19 protein-coding genes and 3 tRNA genes are annotated in these 21,022 nt (G+C 42.1%); 13 read left to right on the top strand and 9 right to left on the bottom strand.

Going from position 1 to position 21,022, the window contains the following annotated elements; translation table 11 throughout:
* Positions 1-42 precede the first annotated feature (42 nt).
* From IX53_RS03095 to IX53_RS03080, 4 genes are all read left to right on the top strand, one after another.
* A tRNA-Ala gene (locus tag IX53_RS03095) sits at positions 43-118 on the top strand.
* A gap of 414 nt (positions 119-532) precedes the next feature.
* Positions 533-1,480, top strand: a complete 948-nt coding sequence (locus IX53_RS03090; RefSeq protein WP_047754108.1) for a phospholipase D-like domain-containing protein — start codon at positions 533-535, stop codon at positions 1,478-1,480.
* Positions 1,449-3,164 carry an NAD+ synthase gene (locus tag IX53_RS03085; protein WP_047754107.1) on the top strand — a complete coding sequence of 572 codons (1,716 nt, stop codon included), beginning with the start codon at positions 1,449-1,451 and terminating at the stop codon, positions 3,162-3,164. Before IX53_RS03090 ends, IX53_RS03085 begins: the two co-directional genes overlap by 32 nt.
* Before the next feature lie 2 nt (positions 3,165-3,166).
* Positions 3,167-3,964: a Cof-type HAD-IIB family hydrolase gene (locus tag IX53_RS03080; RefSeq protein ID WP_047754106.1), complete on the top strand. Its 798-nt coding sequence runs from the start codon at positions 3,167-3,169 to the stop codon at positions 3,962-3,964.
* A 6-nt stretch (positions 3,965-3,970) separates the two neighbouring features.
* On the opposite strand, the gene IX53_RS10750 is transcribed toward IX53_RS03080, so the two are convergent.
* The 9 genes from IX53_RS10750 to IX53_RS03035 form a co-directional block, all read right to left on the bottom strand.
* The gene (locus IX53_RS10750) at positions 3,971-5,797 is read right to left on the bottom strand and encodes a PAS domain S-box protein (RefSeq protein WP_156173092.1); all 1,827 of its coding nucleotides are present in this window, start codon (positions 5,795-5,797) and stop codon (positions 3,971-3,973) included.
* A gap of 55 nt (positions 5,798-5,852) precedes the next feature.
* A tRNA-Thr gene (locus IX53_RS03070) sits at positions 5,853-5,929 on the bottom strand.
* An 80-nt stretch (positions 5,930-6,009) separates the two neighbouring features.
* A complete protein-coding gene (locus IX53_RS03065) occupies positions 6,010-6,966 on the bottom strand; it encodes an ABC transporter permease (RefSeq protein WP_047754105.1) in 957 nt (318 codons plus the stop codon).
* Positions 6,963-8,015, bottom strand: coding sequence for an ABC transporter permease (locus IX53_RS03060; protein ID WP_047754104.1), 1,053 nt, complete (start codon positions 8,013-8,015; stop codon positions 6,963-6,965). The genes IX53_RS03065 and IX53_RS03060 overlap by 4 nt, the downstream gene beginning before the upstream one ends.
* On the bottom strand, positions 8,012-9,544 hold the full coding sequence (locus tag IX53_RS03055) for an ABC transporter ATP-binding protein (protein WP_047755394.1): 1,533 nt from the start codon (positions 9,542-9,544) through the stop codon (positions 8,012-8,014). The genes IX53_RS03060 and IX53_RS03055 overlap by 4 nt, the downstream gene beginning before the upstream one ends.
* 164 nt (positions 9,545-9,708) lie before the next feature.
* The gene (locus IX53_RS03050; protein ID WP_047754103.1) at positions 9,709-10,734 is read right to left on the bottom strand and encodes a BMP family lipoprotein; all 1,026 of its coding nucleotides are present in this window, start codon (positions 10,732-10,734) and stop codon (positions 9,709-9,711) included.
* Positions 10,731-13,031, bottom strand: coding sequence for a hypothetical protein (locus IX53_RS03045; protein WP_047754102.1), 2,301 nt, complete (start codon positions 13,029-13,031; stop codon positions 10,731-10,733). The genes IX53_RS03050 and IX53_RS03045 overlap by 4 nt, the downstream gene beginning before the upstream one ends.
* A 107-nt stretch (positions 13,032-13,138) precedes the next feature.
* Positions 13,139-13,747: a uridine kinase gene (gene udk / locus IX53_RS03040; RefSeq protein ID WP_047754101.1), complete on the bottom strand. Its 609-nt coding sequence runs from the start codon at positions 13,745-13,747 to the stop codon at positions 13,139-13,141.
* A 12-nt stretch (positions 13,748-13,759) separates the two neighbouring features.
* On the bottom strand, positions 13,760-14,413 hold the full coding sequence (locus IX53_RS03035; RefSeq protein WP_156173091.1) for a redox-sensing transcriptional repressor Rex: 654 nt from the start codon (positions 14,411-14,413) through the stop codon (positions 13,760-13,762).
* 121 nt (positions 14,414-14,534) lie between these two features.
* Between IX53_RS03035 and IX53_RS03030 the strand changes: the two genes are divergently transcribed.
* The 9 genes from IX53_RS03030 (at position 14,535) to IX53_RS02990 (ending at position 20,996) form a co-directional block, all read left to right on the top strand.
* Positions 14,535-14,861, top strand: a complete 327-nt coding sequence (locus tag IX53_RS03030; protein WP_047754099.1) for a hypothetical protein — start codon at positions 14,535-14,537, stop codon at positions 14,859-14,861.
* The gene (locus IX53_RS03025; RefSeq protein ID WP_047754098.1) at positions 14,849-15,388 is read left to right on the top strand and encodes a DUF4416 family protein; all 540 of its coding nucleotides are present in this window, start codon (positions 14,849-14,851) and stop codon (positions 15,386-15,388) included. Before IX53_RS03030 ends, IX53_RS03025 begins: the two co-directional genes overlap by 13 nt.
* Entirely contained in the window at positions 15,385-16,686 is a 1,302-nt protein-coding gene (gene rimO, locus IX53_RS03020) for a 30S ribosomal protein S12 methylthiotransferase RimO (protein ID WP_047754097.1), read from the top strand. Before IX53_RS03025 ends, rimO begins: the two co-directional genes overlap by 4 nt.
* Positions 16,673-17,212 carry a CDP-diacylglycerol--glycerol-3-phosphate 3-phosphatidyltransferase gene (gene pgsA / locus IX53_RS03015; RefSeq protein WP_047754096.1) on the top strand — a complete coding sequence of 180 codons (540 nt, stop codon included), beginning with the start codon at positions 16,673-16,675 and terminating at the stop codon, positions 17,210-17,212. Before rimO ends, pgsA begins: the two co-directional genes overlap by 14 nt.
* Before the next feature lies 1 nt (position 17,213).
* Positions 17,214-17,780 carry an RNA 2',3'-cyclic phosphodiesterase gene (thpR, locus tag IX53_RS03010; RefSeq protein WP_047754095.1) on the top strand — a complete coding sequence of 189 codons (567 nt, stop codon included), beginning with the start codon at positions 17,214-17,216 and terminating at the stop codon, positions 17,778-17,780.
* Positions 17,770-18,828, top strand: coding sequence for a recombinase RecA (recA, locus tag IX53_RS03005; RefSeq protein WP_047754094.1), 1,059 nt, complete (start codon positions 17,770-17,772; stop codon positions 18,826-18,828). Before thpR ends, recA begins: the two co-directional genes overlap by 11 nt.
* On the top strand, positions 18,815-19,297 hold the full coding sequence (locus tag IX53_RS03000; RefSeq protein WP_047754093.1) for a regulatory protein RecX: 483 nt from the start codon (positions 18,815-18,817) through the stop codon (positions 19,295-19,297). The genes recA and IX53_RS03000 overlap by 14 nt, the downstream gene beginning before the upstream one ends.
* A 53-nt stretch (positions 19,298-19,350) precedes the next feature.
* On the top strand, positions 19,351-20,877 hold the full coding sequence (rny, locus tag IX53_RS02995; protein WP_047754092.1) for a ribonuclease Y: 1,527 nt from the start codon (positions 19,351-19,353) through the stop codon (positions 20,875-20,877).
* 43 nt (positions 20,878-20,920) lie between these two features.
* Positions 20,921-20,996: transfer RNA gene (locus IX53_RS02990), tRNA-Thr, on the top strand.
* The last annotated feature ends 26 nt before the right edge of the window (positions 20,997-21,022 follow it).

Genomic DNA, 21,022 nt, shown 5'->3' with positions numbered 1-21,022 from the left:
ACTTGAAAACTTCCGGTTAGTATCGTATAATTGTCCTGGAGTGGGGTCGTAGCGCAGCTGGGAGCGCGTCACAATGGCATTGTGAAGGCCGAGGGTTCGAATCCCTTCGACTCCACCAAAGGGGAACCGAGAGGTTCCCCTTTTTTATCAGCTTGTATCGAAAGAGAGCTGTGGCTTCTGCAAGGTGCGTGTGAGCCTCGGTGTATGATAGTATGAAATATATTTGCCCTCGGTAAAAAGGCAACGTGCTAAAGACATATAGATTCAAGGTTTACCCAACATACTGGAAGATTCGAAGTATTAAAATACGGTACACAATAAATATCTCGTTCCTCGATCAACGATGGATTATGATGTGCGATACATGCGGATACATATAAAGGATCCCATCAAGCAAAGAGAATGGATGTGTCCTGCGTGTTGGGCTTATCATGACTGGAACATTAGGGTGGAAGCAGATTAGCGAAGAAAGGTTTTACTGGCAGTAAATGGGAAGCTAACCAAAGTTTCTATAAGGTATGGTAGCTCACATATGAAAACACTATATGCGACGGTTTTAATTTTTTTGACCGTTACAGCTGTTTCAATAACGATAAGATATTATCCTTCAGAAAGGTTTTCTCTGACGGAAACCATAATTGAGTTTCTCGACACAGCGGAGAGTACAGTGTTATTCGTCTCCTACTCTTTTGATGAACCCCTTGTGATGGAAAAACTTAATAAACTCTCAAAGGAAGGACTTCATGTTGAAGGTATCGTTGATGATTCTTCGGTATTCCGTACACTCGCTCTTAATCCCAGCTTTAAATTGCTATGCGATTCATCACCAGCGTTGATCCATTCAAAATTCATGGTGATAGACGATCGCATTGGAATTATTTCAACGGGGAATTTTACTACAAGTGGGCTGGACGAAGATTCGAATATTATTCTTTACTTCGAATCAGAAGATATTGCCTTAGGACTCATGGAATTCTATCGTGCAATCAAAAAAGGCGTTAAAGCAGAGGGATTTCAGTATTCCAACTTTTCCTTCTATTTAACACCGATTGAGGGTGTGAATGAATTGATCTTAAAGAAACTGAGTGACGCAAAAGAAAGTATATATTTCATGTGTTACGCCTTCACAGATCCAAGATTCCTGGCTGTTTTAAAATATAAGGCCAGTTATGGTGTTAAAGTCAAAGGAGTTGTGGATGACTGGAATATGTCAAGTTCACCCATTTATGAGTATTTTTCAACGGGAATTGGGTTTAGGATGAACATGGAAAAATGGCTTTTGCATGACAAAACTGTTATTGTCGACGAAAAAATCGTTATTACCGGATCTGCGAATTTTACAAGGAGTGCGTGGAACAGAAATAGGGAACTGGTTGTTATAATTGAATCGAAGGAAATCGCGAACCAGTTCATGAAACACTTCAACTATCTTTGGGAGGTCAGTACTTATGATAATCAGACTGGGACTGGCGCAAATTGATATCACCGTTGGCGATATTACTGGAAATGTGGAAAAAATTCTCACTTATCTCAACAAAGCAAAAGCAAACGATATAGATATTCTCGTATTTCCGGAATTGACAATCACTGGTTATCCACCAGAAGATCTGCTGTTGAGGCTGGATTTTGTCAAGGAAAATTTGAAGGCTCTAGAAAGCGTTGCAGCGGCAACAAAGGGGATGGAGACGCTGATCTTTCTTGGGTTTGTAGATTTTGATGGCGAACTTTATAACTCAGCGGCGATACTGAAAAACGGTGAAATTCTTGGCAGATACCACAAAATGCACCTCCCAAATTACTCCGTTTTTGACGAGAAGAGGTACTTTTCACCAGGAAACAAGCCTGTGTTGATAGAGCACAGAGAATTAAAAATAGGCGTTAATATTTGTGAGGATCTTTGGGTCCCTTCCGGACCGATAAACGATCAGAGCATCGCAGGAGCAAACCTTATAGTGAACCTCTCAGCTTCCCCATTTAGTTCAGGAAAGTGGCGCTCACGCCTTGACCTGTTACTCACCCGTGCAATGGAATATTCTTCTATTATTGCTTATTGCAATGTTGTTGGAGGACAGGATGAGTTGGTTTTTGACGGGCGAAGTACAGTCGCCACACCCGAAGGAAAATGCTACGTTGGTAAAGCCTTTGAGGAAGAGCTATTTGTTGTGGATGTGGACCCCTTCGTGTCAACAAGGTATAACTTATATGAGGGGAAGCGCAAAGGATATCCCAGATTATCTGAGGTGGAGTCACTCAACGTAGTCATTCCAAGCAAATCTGAAGCGGAGATTCTACCACAGGTGACTTTTGGTGAAGTTTGTTGGGAGGAAGAAGTATTTCAGGCACTTGTACTGGGACTCAGGGATTATGTAAGGAAAAACGGTTTTGAAAAAGTGGCACTTGGGCTTAGCGGTGGGATGGATTCTTCCCTGGTTGCTTGTATCGCCTCTGAGGCATTGGGAAGTGAAAACGTTATAGGTGTCCTTATGCCATCGGAGTATACATCACGGGAGAGCATAGACGATGCTGTGCAGCTGGCAGAAAATCTTGGTATCAACAAACTTACCATACCCATTAAAGGGGTATATCATTCGTATCTCGAATCCCTTAGTTCTGTGTTTAAAAATACGAAACCTGATGTAACCGAAGAAAATATTCAGGCCAGAATCCGTGGTAATTATCTAATGGCTCTTTCAAACAAATTTGGCTGGCTGGTTTTAGTAACCGGTAACAAGAGCGAAATCGCCACGGGATATGCCACCCTGTATGGTGACATGGCCGGTGGGTTGGCGGTTATTAAAGATGTTTACAAAACAGAAGTCTATGCGCTTGCCAGATACTTCAATGAAATTAAAGGTAAAGAAATAATTCCGGAAAGAGTCTTTTCAAAAGCCCCTTCGGCAGAGTTGAGACCTGATCAGAGAGATCAGGATACCCTTCCACCCTACGATATTCTTGATGGTATTCTGAAACTCTATATAGAAGAAGGTTTTTCCCAGAACGAAATCGCTGAACACGGCTATGATCCTGAGATGGTGAACTATACACTCAAGCTTCTACGTAGAAATGAATACAAAAGGAAACAGGGAGCTCCGGGAATAAAAATTTCGCGACGAGCATTTGGTAAAGACTGGCGAATGCCAATTACTAATGGATACAGGAGATAGTTATGATAGAAGTTTTTGCAATAGACATAGATGGAACTTTCATAGGTACTGATGGAAAAGTTCCACCTGAAAATATTCAGGCGTTAAAGATGATTGAAGAAGAGGAACTGAAAGTATTCTTTGCTAGCGGGCGCATGCTCCGGTCTGTTGTTAAGTTTCAGTCTACGAAACTTGGCACAACCTACCCTGTTATTGCCTATAACGGTGCTGTTGTATGGAACGGAAGGAACATAATATTCAGCAAAACTATCGATCCAGAAGAAGCTGCAGAAATCGTTTCGTATACATTGAAAGAAGAACTATATATTCAGGCATACGTGGACGATGAACTAATTGTTCCCCATGATTGTGAAAAGGCTAGAGAATATGCAAAACATTCAGGTGTTAGCTTCAGGATCGAAAAGGATCTCTCAAAATTCGTGAGTAAGAATCCTCCAACAAAGCTGCTGATAATTGATACTCCAGAGCAGGTTCAAAGACTGAAAGAACTCTACTCAGCTAGATACACTAATTTGAACGTTTTCAGGTCTTTCGCCACATATCTTGATTTACTTCCAGAAGGTGTGAATAAAGGCATTGGCCTGAAGGTGCTTTGTGATGATTTGCATATAGCTCCAGAAAAAGTTGTCGCCTTTGGTGATAATGATAATGACGTACCCCTTTTTGAAAAAGCGGGTTTCTCTGTTGCGGTGGCTAACGCAACTCCAGCAGCCATAAAAGCCGCCGATGTGATAGCACCTACCAATGATGAGGGCGGTTTTGGAAAAGTGGCAATAAGACTAATCAGGCTCATGAAGTAATGCCTTTCAGGTTTTAATCCTGTTCTTCATAACTATACTGATATCAGCGACGAAGAAGCCCGTTCTATCACGAAGCCTTATAATCGCCAAAGGGGCTTTGAATATGTCACCGTTCCTGTCAACGAAGGTCAATTCATCAAAACTTATGTATCCATTGTTTTCGAGGATCCTGTTAACGTCTTTGCACACCTTGTTGGAAACTCGTAGGAAAGTTGGAACCAATTTCAAGCCAATTATGCTATTGACATCATCGAGCTTAAAGGTCTCTAACCAGCTTGCATTTGCGTATAGAATCTGACCTTTGAGATCGGTTGCAACAGCGGGGTTGAAAAGCTTTTCAAGAAGTTCGGCTCGACTCTTTAAACTCGGGAGTATATAGTAAATACCGCTTATATCTTTGCCCGTAATAACGTAACCTACAACCCTTCCTTTTTCTTTTACACACTGAGAAACAAACTGAATCATTATCTTCGTGCCACGCTCCTCCTCGATTTCAACGAGCTTTCCGGAAGATGTTTCAGTACATAGAGGCATGATCCTGCCCAATAGCTGTTTTAGAAGCGTTGATGGCAATTCTTCCATTTTCTTTCCCAGAGCTTTTCTAGAACTTATTTTGAAAAAGTCTTCCGCTGTTTTGTTCATATATATAATATGATGAGAACTATCAATCGCAAGCACAATTTCCCTTACGTTGTTCAGAAGCAAAGAATGAAGTTTGAGCTTTCTTTCCATTTCATGTCTTGCAGTTACATCACGACCGACCATAAGTTCAAAGTCACCTTTTGATGTCTTTAACAGTTTTCTTCTTGCTTCGACAATGAAGTAACTACCATCTTTTCTCAACCTTATTTCCCTTCCTATCCAGCTTCCTGTTGTGCGCAAAGCATAGCTTTTGCTCTTCAAATATCTGGAATGTTGCTTGACATAGTTTTTTTCCGGTGTTCCAAGCATTTCCTGGAGTTCATAGCCATGGCTTTTAGCTGCAAACTTGTTGAGATAAACTATATCGCCTCTGGAATTCACCGCCAGAGCTATCTCTTCGATATTATCGAGAAAATTAAATTGGAATTCAATCAGTTTTTCGTTTTTCCTCTGGGTTGTGATATCCATAAAAGTGACCTGAATGACTCTTTCGGCTCCATATAGAGACGTCGAGCTATTCAGAGTGACAGTTCTTTCATCAGAAAAAGCATTCAGAAGAATACATTCCTGATTGTTGAGTATATCACCCTTTAGAATTTTATTGACGACACTTTCCTCAGGTAGAACATCCTTTATGTTCAGGTTAGCTAGTTCTCTATCTGAATATCCGAGTATCGATTTTGCCGAGCTGTTTGAGAAAATGATTTTTCCATCTCTACGAAGGACGATCATACCACATCCCATGTTATTCACGAGTGTACTGTACTTTTCTCTTTCAAATTCCAGTGTTTGTCTTAAGCTTCTGTTCTTTAACATGTTAAACACGATATTACTCAAATAGTGCAGATACCCCGGCCCTTTGAGAACGTATTCTTCTTCTTTCAAGTCGTATTTTTTTACGTCGTTTTCATTGCCGATCAGGAAAAGGTAATTTGTCTTTTCTTTTCTCGCACGTGAAATGAGCTCTTCATTGATGAAATCGAAAATAATCAGGTCAGAAAAAAACCAGAGGTCTTCACTGATATCTTCCGTATAGCGGATATCAAATTTCGTAGAAAAGGCATCAATCAGTCTACGAGCGTCGCGTTGGCCTCTCCCAACGAGAACTATGCGATAACGCGAAAGCATTTCTAACAGAAGAACCCCCCCATTGTTTTTGAAGAATCGTTCTAACTTGGTTTTGTTATTCATATTAACATAAAAGTAATGCAATTCCAAAATGAAAAGGCCTCGTATCGAGGCCTTTTGGAGCAGGCGATGAGACTCGAACTCACAACCTCCGCCTTACCAAGGCGGCGCTCCACCGATTGAAGCTACGCCTGCATACCAGAAATAATAATACCACAAGGGTTGGAATCTTTCAAGATGGGTTTCAAAAAACCCCCGCTTCTGCGGGGGAATAATCATTCTTTTTCGTAGGGTATACCATCGGCAGCAGGTGGTCTCGTTTTGCCGATAAATCCTCCAACAACAATCAGCGTTACAACGAAGGGCAACATGTTAAACAGTGGTTTAACCGTGGCCGAGACTGAGACTATGGAACTGCTTTGTAGCTGTAGATTCATAGCTTCAGCGGCTCCAAAGAGCAAGGCGGCCCACATCGCACCTGCAGGGTTCCAATTACCAAGAATCATTGCTGCCAGGGCGATAAAACCTCTACCATGGATCATATTTTCGACAAATCTGCCGAGTTCCCCAACTGAAAGGAAAGCTCCACCAAGGCTGGCAAGCACCCCACTCATGAGCACCCCGAAGTACCTGGTTTTGTAAACATCTATACCCAGGGTGTCGGCAGCTTCAGGATTTTCTCCAACTGCCCTCATTCTCAAGCCGAGAGGAGTTTTATACATGATGAACCAGCTGAGAGCAACGAGCCCTAGAGCGATATACACGAAGGGACTCAGTTCACCAAATATATCACCGATGAATGGAATCTTTTTCAAGAAAGGTATTTCAAAATCACCTATCTTCCCGATGAAATCCGTCTGACCTTCGTGTCCGAAAATGGGCTTCATCAGGAACGAAGTTATACCCTGGGCTATTATAATGAGAGCTGTTGCGCTGACTATTTGGTTAGCAGACCAGCGTATGCTCGCCCAAGCGTGAAGCCAGGAAAAGCCCAATCCCACGATCACAGCAACCAGCACACCGATCCATGGATTTCCAGTAATCTGAGTAAAAACGATGGAAACGAACGCTCCCATCAACATTATCCCTTCAAGAGCTATGTTGGTTACACCGGTGGATTCACTGTAAACACCGCCGAGAGAAGCAAAAATCAGCGGGGTGGCTGAAAGTAACATGAGTTTATAAAACAGAGGGTTTACGAGGATTGAAAAGATAGCTTCTATCCAGCTCATGCCAGTTCACCCCTCTTTCTTTTCCAGTAAATTATGGTGGCAACAATTCTTTCCGCGGCAACGAGGAAAATGACAATACCTTGAATGATTATGACGATATCGTCAGGTATCTGTGCGCTGATCTGCATTGCGTTAGATCCTGTTCTAAGAGCTGCAATTAGTAATGCAGCAAAGATAATACCCACCGGGTTATTTCGGCCGATCAGTGCTATGGTAATTCCGTCGAATCCTCTACCACCAGTCAATTCTCCAACAAATCTGTGGGGAGGAACCCCCATGATATCTATAATTCCTGCCATCCCTGCAAGAGCACCACTTATAGCCATGGTCAAAATGATGCTCTTTTTTATGCTGATGCCACCATACTCAGCAGCGTATGGGTTGAATCCAACGCCTTTTAGTTCATAACCCATGGTAGTTCTCTCGAGGATGATCTGCATAATGATCGCAACGACAACAGCGATGATTATACCTATGCTTAGCTCAGTAGCCTGTACTTTCAAGATAATCGGAAGCTTTGCTGATTCAGCTATTTCCGGACTTTTCGGGGTTCCTGAACCCACAGCGAGCGGACCGGTAACCATGAAAGAAGCCAGATTCGCAGCAATCCAGTTGAGCATTATCGTTGAGATGACTTCGTGTGCACCGGTAAAAGCCTTCAAAAAACCCGCAATAGAAGCCCAGAGAGCACCCCCAAGCATTCCGGTGATTATAACGATGGGAATAGAAATGATTGAAGGAACTGCACCCATGTTTATCGCAACCATGGAACCTATGAGAGCGCCGATGGCCATCTGACCCTCGGCACCGATATTGAAGACTCCTGCTCTAAAGCCAAATCCCACAGCGAGTCCCGTTAGTACAAGAGGCGTCATTTTTACAATCGTATTGGCGAGTTGTTCGGCTCCGCCGAATGCTCCCTTGATCATTACAGCATAGGCTGTGATAGGGTTCTTGCCTATAACGATTATGATAACCGATGCTACTGCAAGGGCAATTAGAACGGCAACGGTGGGAACAAGCAGTGGATAGAGTTTGCTTCGGTTCATTTCACATCACCTCGTTCACCCAGCACTTCTGCTTTTTTATGACCAGCCATCATGAGACCGATTTCTTCCCTTGTAACCTCATCGGGTGTAACTTCTCCCATGATCTCACCTTCGTAAAAGACAAGTATACGGTCGGAAAGAGAGAAGATCTCATCAAGTTCCATGGAGATGAGAAGAATGCCTATGCCACGATCCCTCATGGAGATAATCGTCTTGTGGATGAACTCAATTGCTCCAATATCCAGACCACGGGTAGGTTGAGCGACGACAACCACCTTTGGTTGAACGGGAGTTTTATCAAGTTCTCTGGCAACGACCATTTTCTGCTGGTTACCACCGGACAGGTTTCCAGCGAGTATGTCCATATCCCTTGGGCGAACATCGAAACGTTCAATAAGCTCTGTAGCATATCCTTTAATTGCTTTGAGGTTCAATATTCCATTTTTTGCGAAGGGTTCTTCACCGTGTTTTCCGAGGATTATGTTGTAATAAACCGGGTATTGTGAAATCATACCACGCTTTATTCTATCCTCCGGAATGTGAGTAAGACCAGACTCTCTGAATTCCAGTGGAGAAGCGTTTGTCATATCCTTGCCGAGCAAAAAGATGTGACCCTTTTCAACTTTTCGTAACCCAGTGATCGCTTCGACGAGTTCTGTTTGACCATTACCTGCTACACCCGCGATACCGACAATTTCTCCTGCCCGTACTTCCAGTGATACTCCCCTGACCGCGTCAAGTCCACGGTTATCTTTCACCCACAAATCCTCAACTTTAAGCACTATATCTGAAGGTTGTGCCTTTTCTTTTTCTACTCTGAGGAGCACTTCCCTTCCGACCATCATAGTGGCTATTTCTCTGGGGTTTGTGTCTTTGGTAAGGACGTTTCCGGTGACTTTACCAAGGCGCATAACTGTTACCCTTTCAGTGATAGCCATGACCTCATTCAATTTGTGGGTAATAAAAATTATGGTCTTACCACTGTTTTTGAGTAATCTCATGATGTTGAAGAGTTCTTCTGTTTCCTGAGGTGTGAGAACTGCTGTCGGTTCATCGAAGATGAGAATATTGGCACCTCTGTAAAGAATTTTTAAAATTTCGACTCTCTGCTGCATTCCAACCGGGATGTCTTCTATCTTTGCATCAACATCAACGGCGAGTCCAAATTTTTCAGATAACTCTTTGACTTCTTTCCTTGCTTTGTTTATGTCCAGAAAAACCCCTCTTCTCGGTTCCGAACCGAGGATTACGTTTTCAGCTACCGTCTGGTTATCCACAAGCATAAAGTGCTGGTGAACCATACCAATACCATTGACTATGGCATCTTTAGGACCTTTGAAATGGACTCTCTTGCCATTAATGTAGATCTCGCCTTCATCGGGAGTGTACAGTCCATACAATTGTTTCATAAGTGTGGATTTTCCTGCACCGTTTTCTCCAACGAGAGCGTGTATTTCTCCTTTTTTAACGAAGAAATCCACATGATCATTTGCCACAACTGAAGGGAATCTTTTAACAATCCCTTTCATTACTACCGCATAATCGGAAAAGTCTGGGGTACCAGATTTCAATGCAGACACAGACTCACCTCCACCACTAACGATACTAAAAATCGGGAGTAGGACCTCCCGACCTTTAATATAGTTAGTGATAAGGGTAAGGGGTGCCGTAAGGCACCCCGGAATTTGCTGAATCAGGGAAGTGTGATTTCAGGAACTTCAAAGGCATCGAGTGCTTCCTGAGTGTCTGGAACAACCAGCGTACCCTTCTTGATTTCTTCCTTTAGGAATTCAAGATCTTTAAGAACACTCTTTGGAACGATGTCTTTGGTGTATTTCATCGGGCTTATTCCTACGCCCTCGTCTTTGATACCGAGGATGTGGAGACCAGGTGTGAAAGTTCCAAGAGCAACGCTGAGAACGGCCTGATAAGAAGCCATATCGACTCTCTTCATGGCGCTGGTGAGAACCCTTCCAGGAGCCATGTAGTCCTGATCAGCGTCGACACCGATGGCGAAGAATCCTTCACCTTTTTCAGCAGCCGCTTCGATCACACCATTACCACAGGCACCAGAAGCGTGGAAGACGATATCGGCGCCTTCGGCAAATTGAGCGAGCGCTAGGTCCTTACCTTTCTTGGGATCGTTGAAATCCATGGTGTATCCCCTGAGGATCTCGATGGTTTTACCATGGAGTTCCTCATAGACTCTTATACCGGCTTCATAACCATATCTGAATCTCTCAACAGGGGGTATCGGTATACCACCGATGAAACCCACAATGTTTGTCTTTGTCATAGCGGCAGCCAGGTAACCTGCGAGGAATGCACCTTCCTGCTCTTTGAAAATGTAGGTCGCCACGTTGTTGGCTTCTGCTCCCTCAGGTGGAACGATATCGATGCCAATGAAATATGTGTCGGGGAACTGTGGGGCAACCTTGAAAAGGGCATCTGTCATCATGAAACCAACGGCAAAGACGATATCAGCTTCTTTAGCAGCGTTGGAGAGATTGGGAATGTAGTCAGCCATTTCGTGAGACTGAACAACTTCCTTTTCGATACCAAGGAAATCTGCAGCTCTCACAATACCTTCCCAAGTTCCATCGTTAAAAGACTTGTCACCAAGACCTCCAACGTCGGTAACCATAATCACTTTCAGCGCCATAACAGGAAGCGCTATGAGCAGAACAAGTGAGAGAACCAAAGCAATCCTTAACTTCATGCACTCTCCCTCCCTTTTTTGTAGGATGTGAAGGCAAATATTTCAGCCAAGACAATTATAACCGTGAACAGAGTAAAAAACCAAACACTGATTCCTGTATTTACAGACAGCTTCAAATAAGGAGTGCCAGCTTGAACGAATATTTCGAGATTTTTGTTACTGATGTTTCCGATAAACGCTGCTACGATAAGCATACCTTCGAGAAGCGATAGATAGAAATTCTTAAAAATCACAGTAGTTGCCACAAGAATAAATATTCCAAGAAGAAGCACCGCGAATCCAGGAACTTTGTAAGGGGCAATTGTAGCCGCTATCGGTTGAGCATTCAGTTCATCTATGATGGCTTCTTCTATGTTGTCTATTGCTACAGCGTACTCAGGTTTGGCCCCCAGAGTTTTTTCGAGGTACTCCTCGAAGTCCGCGCGTAAGGGTTCGCCTGCGTATAGTACGATCTCTTCCGCCATATTTTCAACGTTATTAAGTACCTTATTATACTGCGAGAAATTACTTTTACTGTTTCTGACGAAACTTTTGAAAGCCTTTTGGAGATCCTCGAAATTCGAGATGTAGGTCGGTTCTTTTTCGATAGAGAGATATTCATCAAAGGCAGGCATTGTAACTCTCAAACGTGTTCCAGATACCGAGAACTTTGTCTCTGTGTTTTTCGCAAGATCATTCAGCATATTCGGTATCACCACGCGATAGCTTCGCTTTAGTTCATTCAATTCAGCTGATATCAATGAGGTAAGCTTTCTAACTTCAATATTAAATAGTGAATTAGGAGAAACAAAGAGGTCCTCTTTCAATGTATCGTAATATATGGATTCGTAGAATTCGGGGAATTTTTCCATAGATAGCTCGGGCACATTCTTATAAAGCTTAACAAAGGGGAGTATAGAGGCAAAGACTATCAATATTAGAGCGGCAATATCGATGACTTTCCTTTTCTTAGATAACACGCGCCCAAGTGTTATCAAAATAGCAAAAACGAACAATGGAATTATAACTATAGCGTATAAGGACAAATCTAGAGTGCTTTGGTTTGGGTTTGAAATGAAGAGAAGATAAAAAGTCTCAAAACCGACGATTATGTATACGAGGTATTTCTTTAAAAATTGAAGATAAGTAAACGCCAAAGCAACGATAAGAATGTAAAACAATATTCTAAGCCATCCCAAGGAAATCTTTTTTGAAACACTCGATACAAAAACAGCGGATAATTCGTTTCTGATCTGTCCAAGGGTACTCAAAAGTGGAGCTACCATTTTCTTTGCTTCACTGTTGATATCAGCCTCGATGAGCCCCACAGGGGAATAATCATTTCTAGCGATCATCTTCAGCGCAAAATTGAGTTGCATCATCATCAGGTTATTAGCCTTGATTATCTCACTGATTTTTTCGTAATTCGGATCCTCCAGTGGTATAGTGTTTATAAATCCTGAAATTTCAAGCGTTTCAATAGGCAAAGATTCTGGGAAGTACGGAGCATCGGGAATGAGAGAAAGGGACCTGAAAATCCAGAGTTTTAAGAGGTTCCTTGTGGATTCTTCCAGCCCAGTGAGTTCAGATGGGAGTTTACTTGTGATGAAGTTGACTCTTTCTTCCACTTTATCGTTGAATAGGACGCTGACATTATATTCTTTCGCGGAGATCATTTCGATCGCTTCAGAGAGTTGTCTGAGAATTTCAGCATCGGTTATCGACGCAATCTCTTGCTGTTCTTCGATATCGGAAACGATATCGAGATCAAAATCACTGAAAGTCTTTGGTGTCGGCAAACGACCATCTGGGAAACCTTCAGGGCGTTCTTTTAATAACCCAAGCGCATAAGCAACCCAGCTTTCATAGACCCGTGGCGCAGATGACCTTATTCTCGAAGAGTAACTGTTGAAAGTCAGAGAATAGGCGGGCATTTCGTTGATCGTGCCGATTTGAAAATTTTTGCCCGATACGATGGAAACAACCCAAGCGAGAAATGCACTGTAGGCAATCTTTTCCTCTTCGCTGGAAAAAAAGCTCTCATCCAAGGATTTCATATGGGCTGTAAGCAAATCAGGGATCGTTGTGGTGCTCTCCTTTTTCTCAATGCTTCCAGCGATCTGGAGCTTGTAAAGCCTGTATAGAGCGAGATCCTTAAGGTCCTCCTTCAATTTGAGGATAATCGGTAATTTCGATGATTCCCTTTCGTAATCCTCTACATATACCTTAAAAGCTTTTTCGGCTTTCAGAGTGTCGAAAGAAAAAGCGGTAACAACTAAAAGAAGCAGAAAAACTACAACGACGGGGCGCTTGCTCACGGCTCCACCTCCGAAACATAGCAAATTCTATTTTTGATTTACGAAGTTACGATACCATCATTTCTTTCAAGTGTCATTAATTTCCGGTGAACTAATGTCATTTGAGCTCAGCGATTAGATTTTAACATATTTTCTATGGCGTTGATTATGACTTTCAATCCGACTGTATTCTGAACACCGTCTGGAAGAACAATATCGCAGAAATACTTTTGGGGTTCGATGAAAGTTTTAAAAGCTGGAGCAACGAATTTTCTGTACTGGGTTATTATGCTTTCTATGGACCTACCTCTTTCCCTTGTGTCTCTTTCAATTCTCCTTATAAGCCTTTCATCGGCAGGTGCATCAATATATACAGAAAAGTCAAAAAGCTTTCTGAGTTCTTTATTGTAAAGAACAAGAATACCTTCGACAAGTATCAATGGTCTTGGAAAGAATGATTTAGATATTCCAGATTCCCTTCTGTAAGTCACCATGCTATATATCGGTGTTTGAATTTCTTTCCCGGTCTTGAGGGCCTTCAAATGATCTACAAAAAGTTCAAAATCGAAGGCTTTGGGGCTGTCAAAGTTGAACTCTCGTGGATCGACCCCGGGTTCAAGGTTTTTGTAATAGTCGTCCATGGAAAGAATGTCAGCACTTTTACCGAAGTGCTCTTTGATTTTCATAGCAACAGAAGTTTTTCCTGCACCGCTACCACCTACGATCGCAACAAGCATCCAAACACCTCACTACTGGTTTTTTTGTGTGCTTATCTGAAATGAGAGTGCCCTGAAAGTGAGAGATATATCTATCTCTTCGACAGGAATTTTCTTGGGAATGGACAACTTTACCGGAGCGAAATTTATGATACCCTTTATGCCTGAAGATAGCATAATATCAGCCACTTGTTGGGCACTTTCAGCTGGCACGGTGATAACACCTATATGAATTTCCTTTTCCTTGGTAACTTTCTCGAAGTTCTTGAGATCTTCCACTATCAGGCCGTTTTGAAGCTTCATCCCGATTTTTGCAGGGTTATTATCAAAGATCACCTTTACATGGTATCCACCCTTTGATAGGCCAGGATAATTAGCGAGAGCTATCCCCAGGTTACCAGCTCCCACGATGCATACGTTCCATGTTCTCTTAATACCTAATATTTCGGCTATACCGTCGAGTAATCTTCTCGTTTGATATCCTATTCCGCGTTTGCCGAATTCCCCGAAGTACGACAGGTCCTTCCTCACTTGACTTGCTTTTATATTGAGATAGGTTCCAAGTTCTTGTGAGGAAACCGTTTCTTTACCACTTTTAATCAGATTTTCAAGACATCTGTAGTAGACAGCGAGCCTTTTAATCGTTGGTTTTGGAATTTTTCCTTCCATTTGCTCACTCCTCTCCATCTGACTTACTTGTGAAATTATATCACAAAGTTTGTTGTCCTTAAAAGAATTCTATAGTAGCCTTCGAGTACGCGTGATATAATTTTGTAGAAAAAAGAATATTGAAAAAAGGATTGTTTCGATGAGAAACGAAGTCTTTTTATTACTGTTGCTCCTGCTGCTTTTTATGTTTTTGATAACTGATGTAATGTTGTTTTTAACACTAAGGAAACTCGATGCAGAATCGAATACCATTGTGGTCGATAAAATAGAAAAAGAAATCACGGTTAGAAAGGGTAATGAACTGTATAAAATCCGGAGTGGTGATTCAAAGGCTTTCAAACTCATAGAAGGACAGACACTCAAAATAGTTAACGGTGGCGGTTCCTATCAATTGCATTTTTTGAACGAGACCTTCGAGATTCAGATACAGAAAGTTGAGGTGAGACTCATAAAATGGGACAAATAAAGAAAACAGAACTCGTGAACCTTGTGATTTTTGTCTTTTCTTCTTACATAGAATATCGTTTTACAGAAGTGAAGCCCGTGCTTGAAAAGGAATTTGGATCTATAGATTACACATCTCGTACCCTTGATTTTGATAAATATACTTACTTCTACAACGATGAAATGGGTCATAAATTACAGGGAAAGCTCGTAAGTTTTAAAAGATTGATTCATCCCTCCCAGCTTGCTGAGATTAAGCTCAGAACGAATGAAATCGAAAAAGATTTTGCCATTGAAGGTAAGAGGAAAATCAATCTCGATCCTGGTTATATTCATCATACGCAGTTTGTCCTCGCTTCAACAAAACATTGGGCTAACAGGATATACATTGGTAGAGGGATAAATGCTGAAGTTACTCTGATGTTTTTAAACGGAGCGTTTAGACCCCTTGAATATACTTATCCCAATTACAAAGATCAGGAGTACATTGAGGAATTAACAAAAATAAGAGAACTCTACCTTAAGAAAAGGAAGGAATACTACCGATGAAAATAGGAGTTCTAACACTGGGTTGCCCTAAAAATCTCGCAGACATGGCAAATTTCAAAGGGATTCTCAAAAAGAGAGGTCACAGAATAGTGGACAACGCACTAGACGCTGATGTGATGATTATTGATACCTGTGGCTTCATCGAAGAGGCTAAAAAGGAGAGTATCGAAGAAATACTTGGATTCTGTTCACTTAAAGAGGATAAACCATCTCTAAGAGTTATCGCTGTTGGGTGTCTCGTTCAACGCTATTTCAACGAGCTTAAAGAGGAAATACCAGAACTCGATGGCCTTGTGGGGGTAACTTCACCGAAAAAATTGGCTGATCTCATAGAGAATGGAACGTTCTTCTACCTTGATGAGCCTGATGGGGTATACAGTTTTGAAGTAAGGGAAAAGAGCGAAACATACGCCTATGTAAAGATAGGCGATGGCTGTGACAGGAACTGTGCTTTTTGCTCAATACCAGCATTCAAAGGACGTTCAAGAAGTAGAAAATTAGAAGATATTATCACTGAAATAAAGGGACTGATTTCAAATGGAACGAAGGAAATAATACTTGTATCACAGGACACCACTCAATATGGGATAGACCTTTACAACAAGCAAACTCTTCCAGAATTGCTCAAACATATCGATAAACTGGAGGGCGAATTCTGGGTCAGGGTAATGTATCTACATCCTGACCATCTTACTGCGGATATTATAGATACAATGGCAGTTTCAAGGAAGGTCGTAAAGTATTTTGATGTGCCTGTTCAAAGTGGTTCGAATGCAATATTACAGTCGATGGGCAGATGGAGAAAACGTGAAGAACTCATTCAACTGTTTCAAGAAATAAGGAATAGAATACCTGAGGCAGTACTTAGAACAACTATTATGGTTGGATTCCCGGGAGAAACGCAGGATAGCTTTGCTGAAACACTTGAATTTGTTAGGCAGGTCAGGTTCAATAAGTTAGGTGGATTTGTATATTCACCCGAAGAAGGAACCAAGGCATATAACATGGGTTTAACGATGGATAAGGAAGTAGCATTCAAGTTACTGGAACAGCTTCTTGAAGAGCAGGAGCAGATCTCATACGAATTAAATAGAAAGTTTCTGAATAAAAGGCTGAAAGTGTTGGTTGAAGAAATGAACGAGGAATTTCTCGTTGGCAGGTCGTGGCATTTTTCTCCTGAAATTGATGGAAATATTTTCGTTAAGGGAAGGGGAAAGCCTGGAGAGTATGTAGAGGCTTTGATAACAGAAGCCTACGAGAATGATTTGGAAGGGGTTGTCGTTGATGAACATACCTAACATACTAACATTGTCAAGAATAATACTGACAATTCCGATTGTGGCTTTTCTTTATTTTGAACCTGAAAAGTGGTCAGCAGTATCTTTCGCGTTTTTCATTATTGCTGCTCTTACGGACTATTTCGACGGAAAACTTGCGAGAAAGTTGAATCAGGTGTCAACTTTTGGGAAGTTTCTGGATCAAATTTCTGACAAAATCATGATAACGTCTCTGTTGCTTATTTTCATGTTCATAGGCAAAGTCGATTTCTGGTTGGTTTTTGTGGTGCTTTTTAGAGATACGCTCGTTTCTGGGATCAGGATGCTTGCGGCTTCACAGAGCGTCGTTATTGCGGCGAACTACTACGGAAAAGCCAAAACAGTAATACAGATGGCATTCTTGCTGTTTCTCTACTTTCAGCAAATTTTCGATTGGGATATTCCTATGCTGGCGGTAACATTTCAATGGCTTGTTGCGCTGATAACGGTTCTCAGTGGAGTGACCTATATTCTCGATTACCGGCGCAATATTGAAAGGGGGAAATAACTTGAGGACATTCATTGCAATCGATACAGGACAAAAAGTGGCTGAAATCGTAGACATTGTTGTTGAAAAATTGAAAAGAATGGGCTTTAAGGCTTCGTGGGTACCGGGGAGCAACGCTCACCTTACTCTCGCCTTTCTCAATGAAGTTAAAGACGAAAAAGTTGAACTAATAGCCTCAATGCTTTCAAAACGTTTAAGGGGGTTCCCGACTTTCACTTTTTCAACGGGAAAACTGGGTTTTTTTCGCCATAAGAACCTACCGCGAGTTATATGGATAGGTGTAAAATCCTCTCCGATACTAAATAACCTTTTCAGAGAAACCAGAGTGGCTTTGGAAAGTCTCGGTTTTAATGTCGATGAAAACTTTCATGCTCATATCACCGTTGGACGCATGAAATTCAGTCCACCTTACTGGAGGAAGCTCATTGAAACGGTTGAAATTGAAGAAGTAATTGTTCCGGTGAGCGAGGTTTCTTTATTCAAATCAGAACTTTCACCGGAAGGGGCAAAGTATACAAAACTCTTTTCCTGTAGTTTTGAAGGAGGTCTGATAAAGTATGATTCCTAAGGAGAAGAAAAGCGCCCTTGAGAGGGCGATAAAGGAAATTGAAAAACAGTTTGGGAAAGGTTCTGTGATGCTCTTTGGAGACCAGAAAGCCAGGAGCAATATAGATGTCATTCCCAGTGGTTCTCTTTCTTTGGACATTGCTCTAGTGGTTGGAGGTTATCCGCGTGGCAGGGTGGTCGAGATATATGGAGCCGAGTCCAGCGGGAAGACAACAATCGCTCTTCATGCTATTGCTGAAGCTCAAAAGAAGGGTGGCATTGCGGCTTTTGTCGATGCGGAACATGCTCTCGATATCAACTATGCCAGAGCTCTTGGTATCGATGTTGATAATCTGCTTATCTCCCAGCCGGATTATGGCGAACAGGCCCTCGAAATCGTTGATGGTCTCGTGAGGTCAAATGCCGTCGATTTGATCGTGGTTGATTCCGTTGCTGCCCTCGTTCCCAGAGCTGAAATAGAGGGCTCAATGGGAGAGTTGCAGGTAGGGCTTCAGGCCAGATTGATGTCACAGGCGCTCAGAAAAATTTCAGGTACGGTGAGTAAGTCAAACAGCATCGTCATGTTCATCAACCAGACAAGAATGAAAATAGGTGTGGTTTATGGTAACCCCGAAACCACCACCGGTGGTGTGGCACTAAAATTTTATTCTTCTATTAGACTGGAAGTTCGGAAGAGCTCTGCCATTCGTGAAGGAAACGAAATAATTGGGAATGAAGTAACTATCAAAGTAGTGAAAAACAAGGTCGCACCTCCATTCAAAGACACCAGGGTCGATCTAATCTATGGTAGGGGCATCGCTCATGATAATGAATTGTTCAATCTAGCCGTGAAAGAAGGTATGATAGAGCGAAAAGGCGCGTGGTACACGTACATATCGAAAGATGGAAAAGAGATAAGTCTTGGTCAGGGAAAAAGCAACGGCGTTGAATTCTTGAACAGTAACCCACAACTGATGCTCGAGATAGAGAATAGAATTCGTGAAAAGTATGGTCTTCCTCTCGTCGAAGCCAAGAAAGCAGGCGACACCGTAGACAATGAACAGAAGTGAAAAGAGCCCGGAGTTTGAAAGGGCAAAAAGCGATGCTTTCAGATTGTTAAAATATCGCTCAAGAGCCGAAAAAGAGATTTTCAAAAGGCTTAAAGAAAAAGGATATCCATTTCAGGTGATAACCGAAGTTGTGGCCTGGCTAAAGGAACATGGATTTGTCGATGATGAAATGTTCGCCTGGCTATATGCTTACGATGCTTTGAAGGTACATTTTAAAGGGCCTTACAGGATAGAAAGAGAACTATTGAGCTTGGGAATTTCGAAGGAAATCGTTACGAAAACACTGTCCAGATTGAAAGATGAAATCGATATAACCTCAGTCTTGAAGGCATATCTTGAAAGGGTTAGGTTTGATATTGACGATTCGAGTGCTATTGAAAAATTAAAAGCAAAGCTTTACCGAAGGGGCTTTGCCTCTTCCATGATCGATGCTACTCTAAGGGAAATCTTAAACTCACATGAGACCTGAAAGGAAGGAGGGAGCTGGAATATCCCATTAGGGTTTAAATACCAGCGAAAGATATGATAATTGGGATTTTTATCGGATTAATAATAGGAACAGCGATAACATTCATCGCAATCCCCATAGTCACCAAAAGGGTTAAAAACAGGCTTGAAGAACAGCTTAAAGCTGCCAGGCAGGATGCTGAATCGATAAAGAAAAGGGCTCTTGAAGAGGCTGAACATTTGAGGAAAAAGGCTCTCATAGAAGGTCGCGAAGAGCTTCATAAATTCAGAGAAGAAATGGAAAGAGAGCTTCGAAAAGAAAGAGAGGAACTCAAGCAGTGGGATGAGAGGTTGTCCAGAAAGGAAGATAACCTCGATAGAAAGGAAGAAGTTCTTGAAAAAATGAAATTCGAGCTCGAATCGAAACGTGAAGAAATAAAAAACCTCAAAGAAGCCGCTGAGAAGAAGTTATATGAACTTTCTGAACTTACACCTGAAGAAGCGCGAGAACTCGTGATCAAAAGAGCGGAGGAGATTTACGAATATGAGATCGCCCAACGGTTCAAGCAGATAAAAGACCAGTACGAAGAAGAAGCTATGAAACATGCAAAATGGGTAATAGTGAACGCTGTTCAACGTTATGCTGCGGATGTTACAGGAGATATTACAGTGAGCACGGTAAGCCTGCCTTCCGATGAAATGAAGGGACGGATAATTGGAAGGGAAGGAAGGAATATTAGAGCTTTTGAGAAGCTCACAGGCGCTGATTTAATCATCGATGACACACCAGAAATAGTTGTGGTTTCCTGTTTTAATCCTCTCCGTAGAGCGGTCGCAAAGTTGACTCTTGAAAGACTTGTGGAAGATGGAAGAATTCATCCAGCCAGGATAGAAGAGATGTACGAAAAAGCCAAAAAGGCTGTCTATTTAGAAGTAAAGGAAGCGGGTCAGGAGGCACTGATGAAGGTCGGAATACCATCAATGCACCCTGAACTGGTAAAACTGCTCGGTCGTCTTAAATACAGAACAAGTTATGGACAGAATGTCCTTGAACACTCGATAGAAGTTGCGCAAATAGCGACGCTTATGGCGGCAGAGCTAGGGCTCAATGTTGACAAAGTTAAAAGAGGGGCTCTCCTTCACGACCTAGGAAAAGCCGTTGACCACGAACTTGAAGGTTCTCACGCAATAATAGGAGGAGAAATCGCCAAGCGTTATGGTGAAAAGGCAGATATAGTAAATATGATTCAATACCATCACGGAGAAACCGAAGCCACTTCACCTGAAAGTGTGCTTATAGCTGCCGCTGATGCTATTTCTGCTGCACGTCCTGGCGCAAGGCGCGAATCCCTCGATATGTATATAAAACGACTGGAAAAACTTGAGGAAATCGCAACGAGTTTTTCTCATGTAGAAAAAGCTTACGCAATTCAAGCAGGAAGGGAACTGAGGGTAATTGTGGAACCTGATAAAGTAGATGATCTCCTGGCTGAAAAACTTGCTGCAGACATCGCGAGGAAAATTGAAGAAGAAATGGAATATCCCGGTGTGGTTAAAGTGACAGTAATCAGAGAAAGAAGGAGCGTAGCATATGCCAGTTAACCAATTGACAGTTTGCGCCTGCTAATGTAAAATACTGCTGTGTGCCAATGTAGCTCAACTGGCAGAGCGGCTCATTCGTAATGAGCAGGTTGTGGGTTCGAGTCCCACCGTTGGCTCCAGCGCCCTCAGCGGGCGCTTTAATTTT

The organism is Kosmotoga pacifica, assembly GCF_001027025.1.
In the GTDB taxonomy this organism is placed as follows: domain Bacteria; phylum Thermotogota; class Thermotogae; order Petrotogales; family Kosmotogaceae; genus Kosmotoga_B; species Kosmotoga_B pacifica.
Note: the sequence above shows the minus strand (reverse complement) of the source record. Positions and strands in the feature narration are given on the sequence as shown.

Excerpts from the sequence above, each read along its gene's own strand:
- recA (WP_047754094.1), top strand. The coding sequence starts at position 17,770 with ATGATTCCTAAGGAGAAGAAAAGCGCCCTTGAGAGGGCGATAAAGGAA.
- IX53_RS03085 (WP_047754107.1), top strand. The coding sequence starts at position 1,449 with ATGATAATCAGACTGGGACTGGCGCAAATTGATATCACCGTTGGCGAT.
- rimO (WP_047754097.1), top strand. The coding sequence starts at position 15,385 with ATGAAAATAGGAGTTCTAACACTGGGTTGCCCTAAAAATCTCGCAGAC.
- IX53_RS10750 (WP_156173092.1), bottom strand. The coding sequence starts at position 5,797 with ATGAATAACAAAACCAAGTTAGAACGATTCTTCAAAAACAATGGGGGG.
- IX53_RS03080 (WP_047754106.1), top strand. The coding sequence starts at position 3,167 with ATGATAGAAGTTTTTGCAATAGACATAGATGGAACTTTCATAGGTACT.
- IX53_RS03050 (WP_047754103.1), bottom strand. The coding sequence starts at position 10,734 with ATGAAGTTAAGGATTGCTTTGGTTCTCTCACTTGTTCTGCTCATAGCG.
- IX53_RS03025 (WP_047754098.1), top strand. The coding sequence starts at position 14,849 with ATGGGACAAATAAAGAAAACAGAACTCGTGAACCTTGTGATTTTTGTC.
- udk (WP_047754101.1), bottom strand. The coding sequence starts at position 13,747 with ATGCTTGTTGCGATCGTAGGTGGTAGCGGTGCAGGAAAAACTTCTGTT.
- IX53_RS03030 (WP_047754099.1), top strand. The coding sequence starts at position 14,535 with ATGAGAAACGAAGTCTTTTTATTACTGTTGCTCCTGCTGCTTTTTATG.
- IX53_RS03060 (WP_047754104.1), bottom strand. The coding sequence starts at position 8,015 with ATGAACCGAAGCAAACTCTATCCACTGCTTGTTCCCACCGTTGCCGTT.
- IX53_RS03065 (WP_047754105.1), bottom strand. The coding sequence starts at position 6,966 with ATGAGCTGGATAGAAGCTATCTTTTCAATCCTCGTAAACCCTCTGTTT.
- IX53_RS03035 (WP_156173091.1), bottom strand. The coding sequence starts at position 14,413 with ATGGAGAGGAGTGAGCAAATGGAAGGAAAAATTCCAAAACCAACGATT.
- IX53_RS03055 (WP_047755394.1), bottom strand. The coding sequence starts at position 9,544 with ATGAAAGGGATTGTTAAAAGATTCCCTTCAGTTGTGGCAAATGATCAT.
- pgsA (WP_047754096.1), top strand. The coding sequence starts at position 16,673 with ATGAACATACCTAACATACTAACATTGTCAAGAATAATACTGACAATT.
- IX53_RS03000 (WP_047754093.1), top strand. The coding sequence starts at position 18,815 with ATGAACAGAAGTGAAAAGAGCCCGGAGTTTGAAAGGGCAAAAAGCGAT.
- IX53_RS03090 (WP_047754108.1), top strand. The coding sequence starts at position 533 with ATGAAAACACTATATGCGACGGTTTTAATTTTTTTGACCGTTACAGCT.
- rny (WP_047754092.1), top strand. The coding sequence starts at position 19,351 with ATGATAATTGGGATTTTTATCGGATTAATAATAGGAACAGCGATAACA.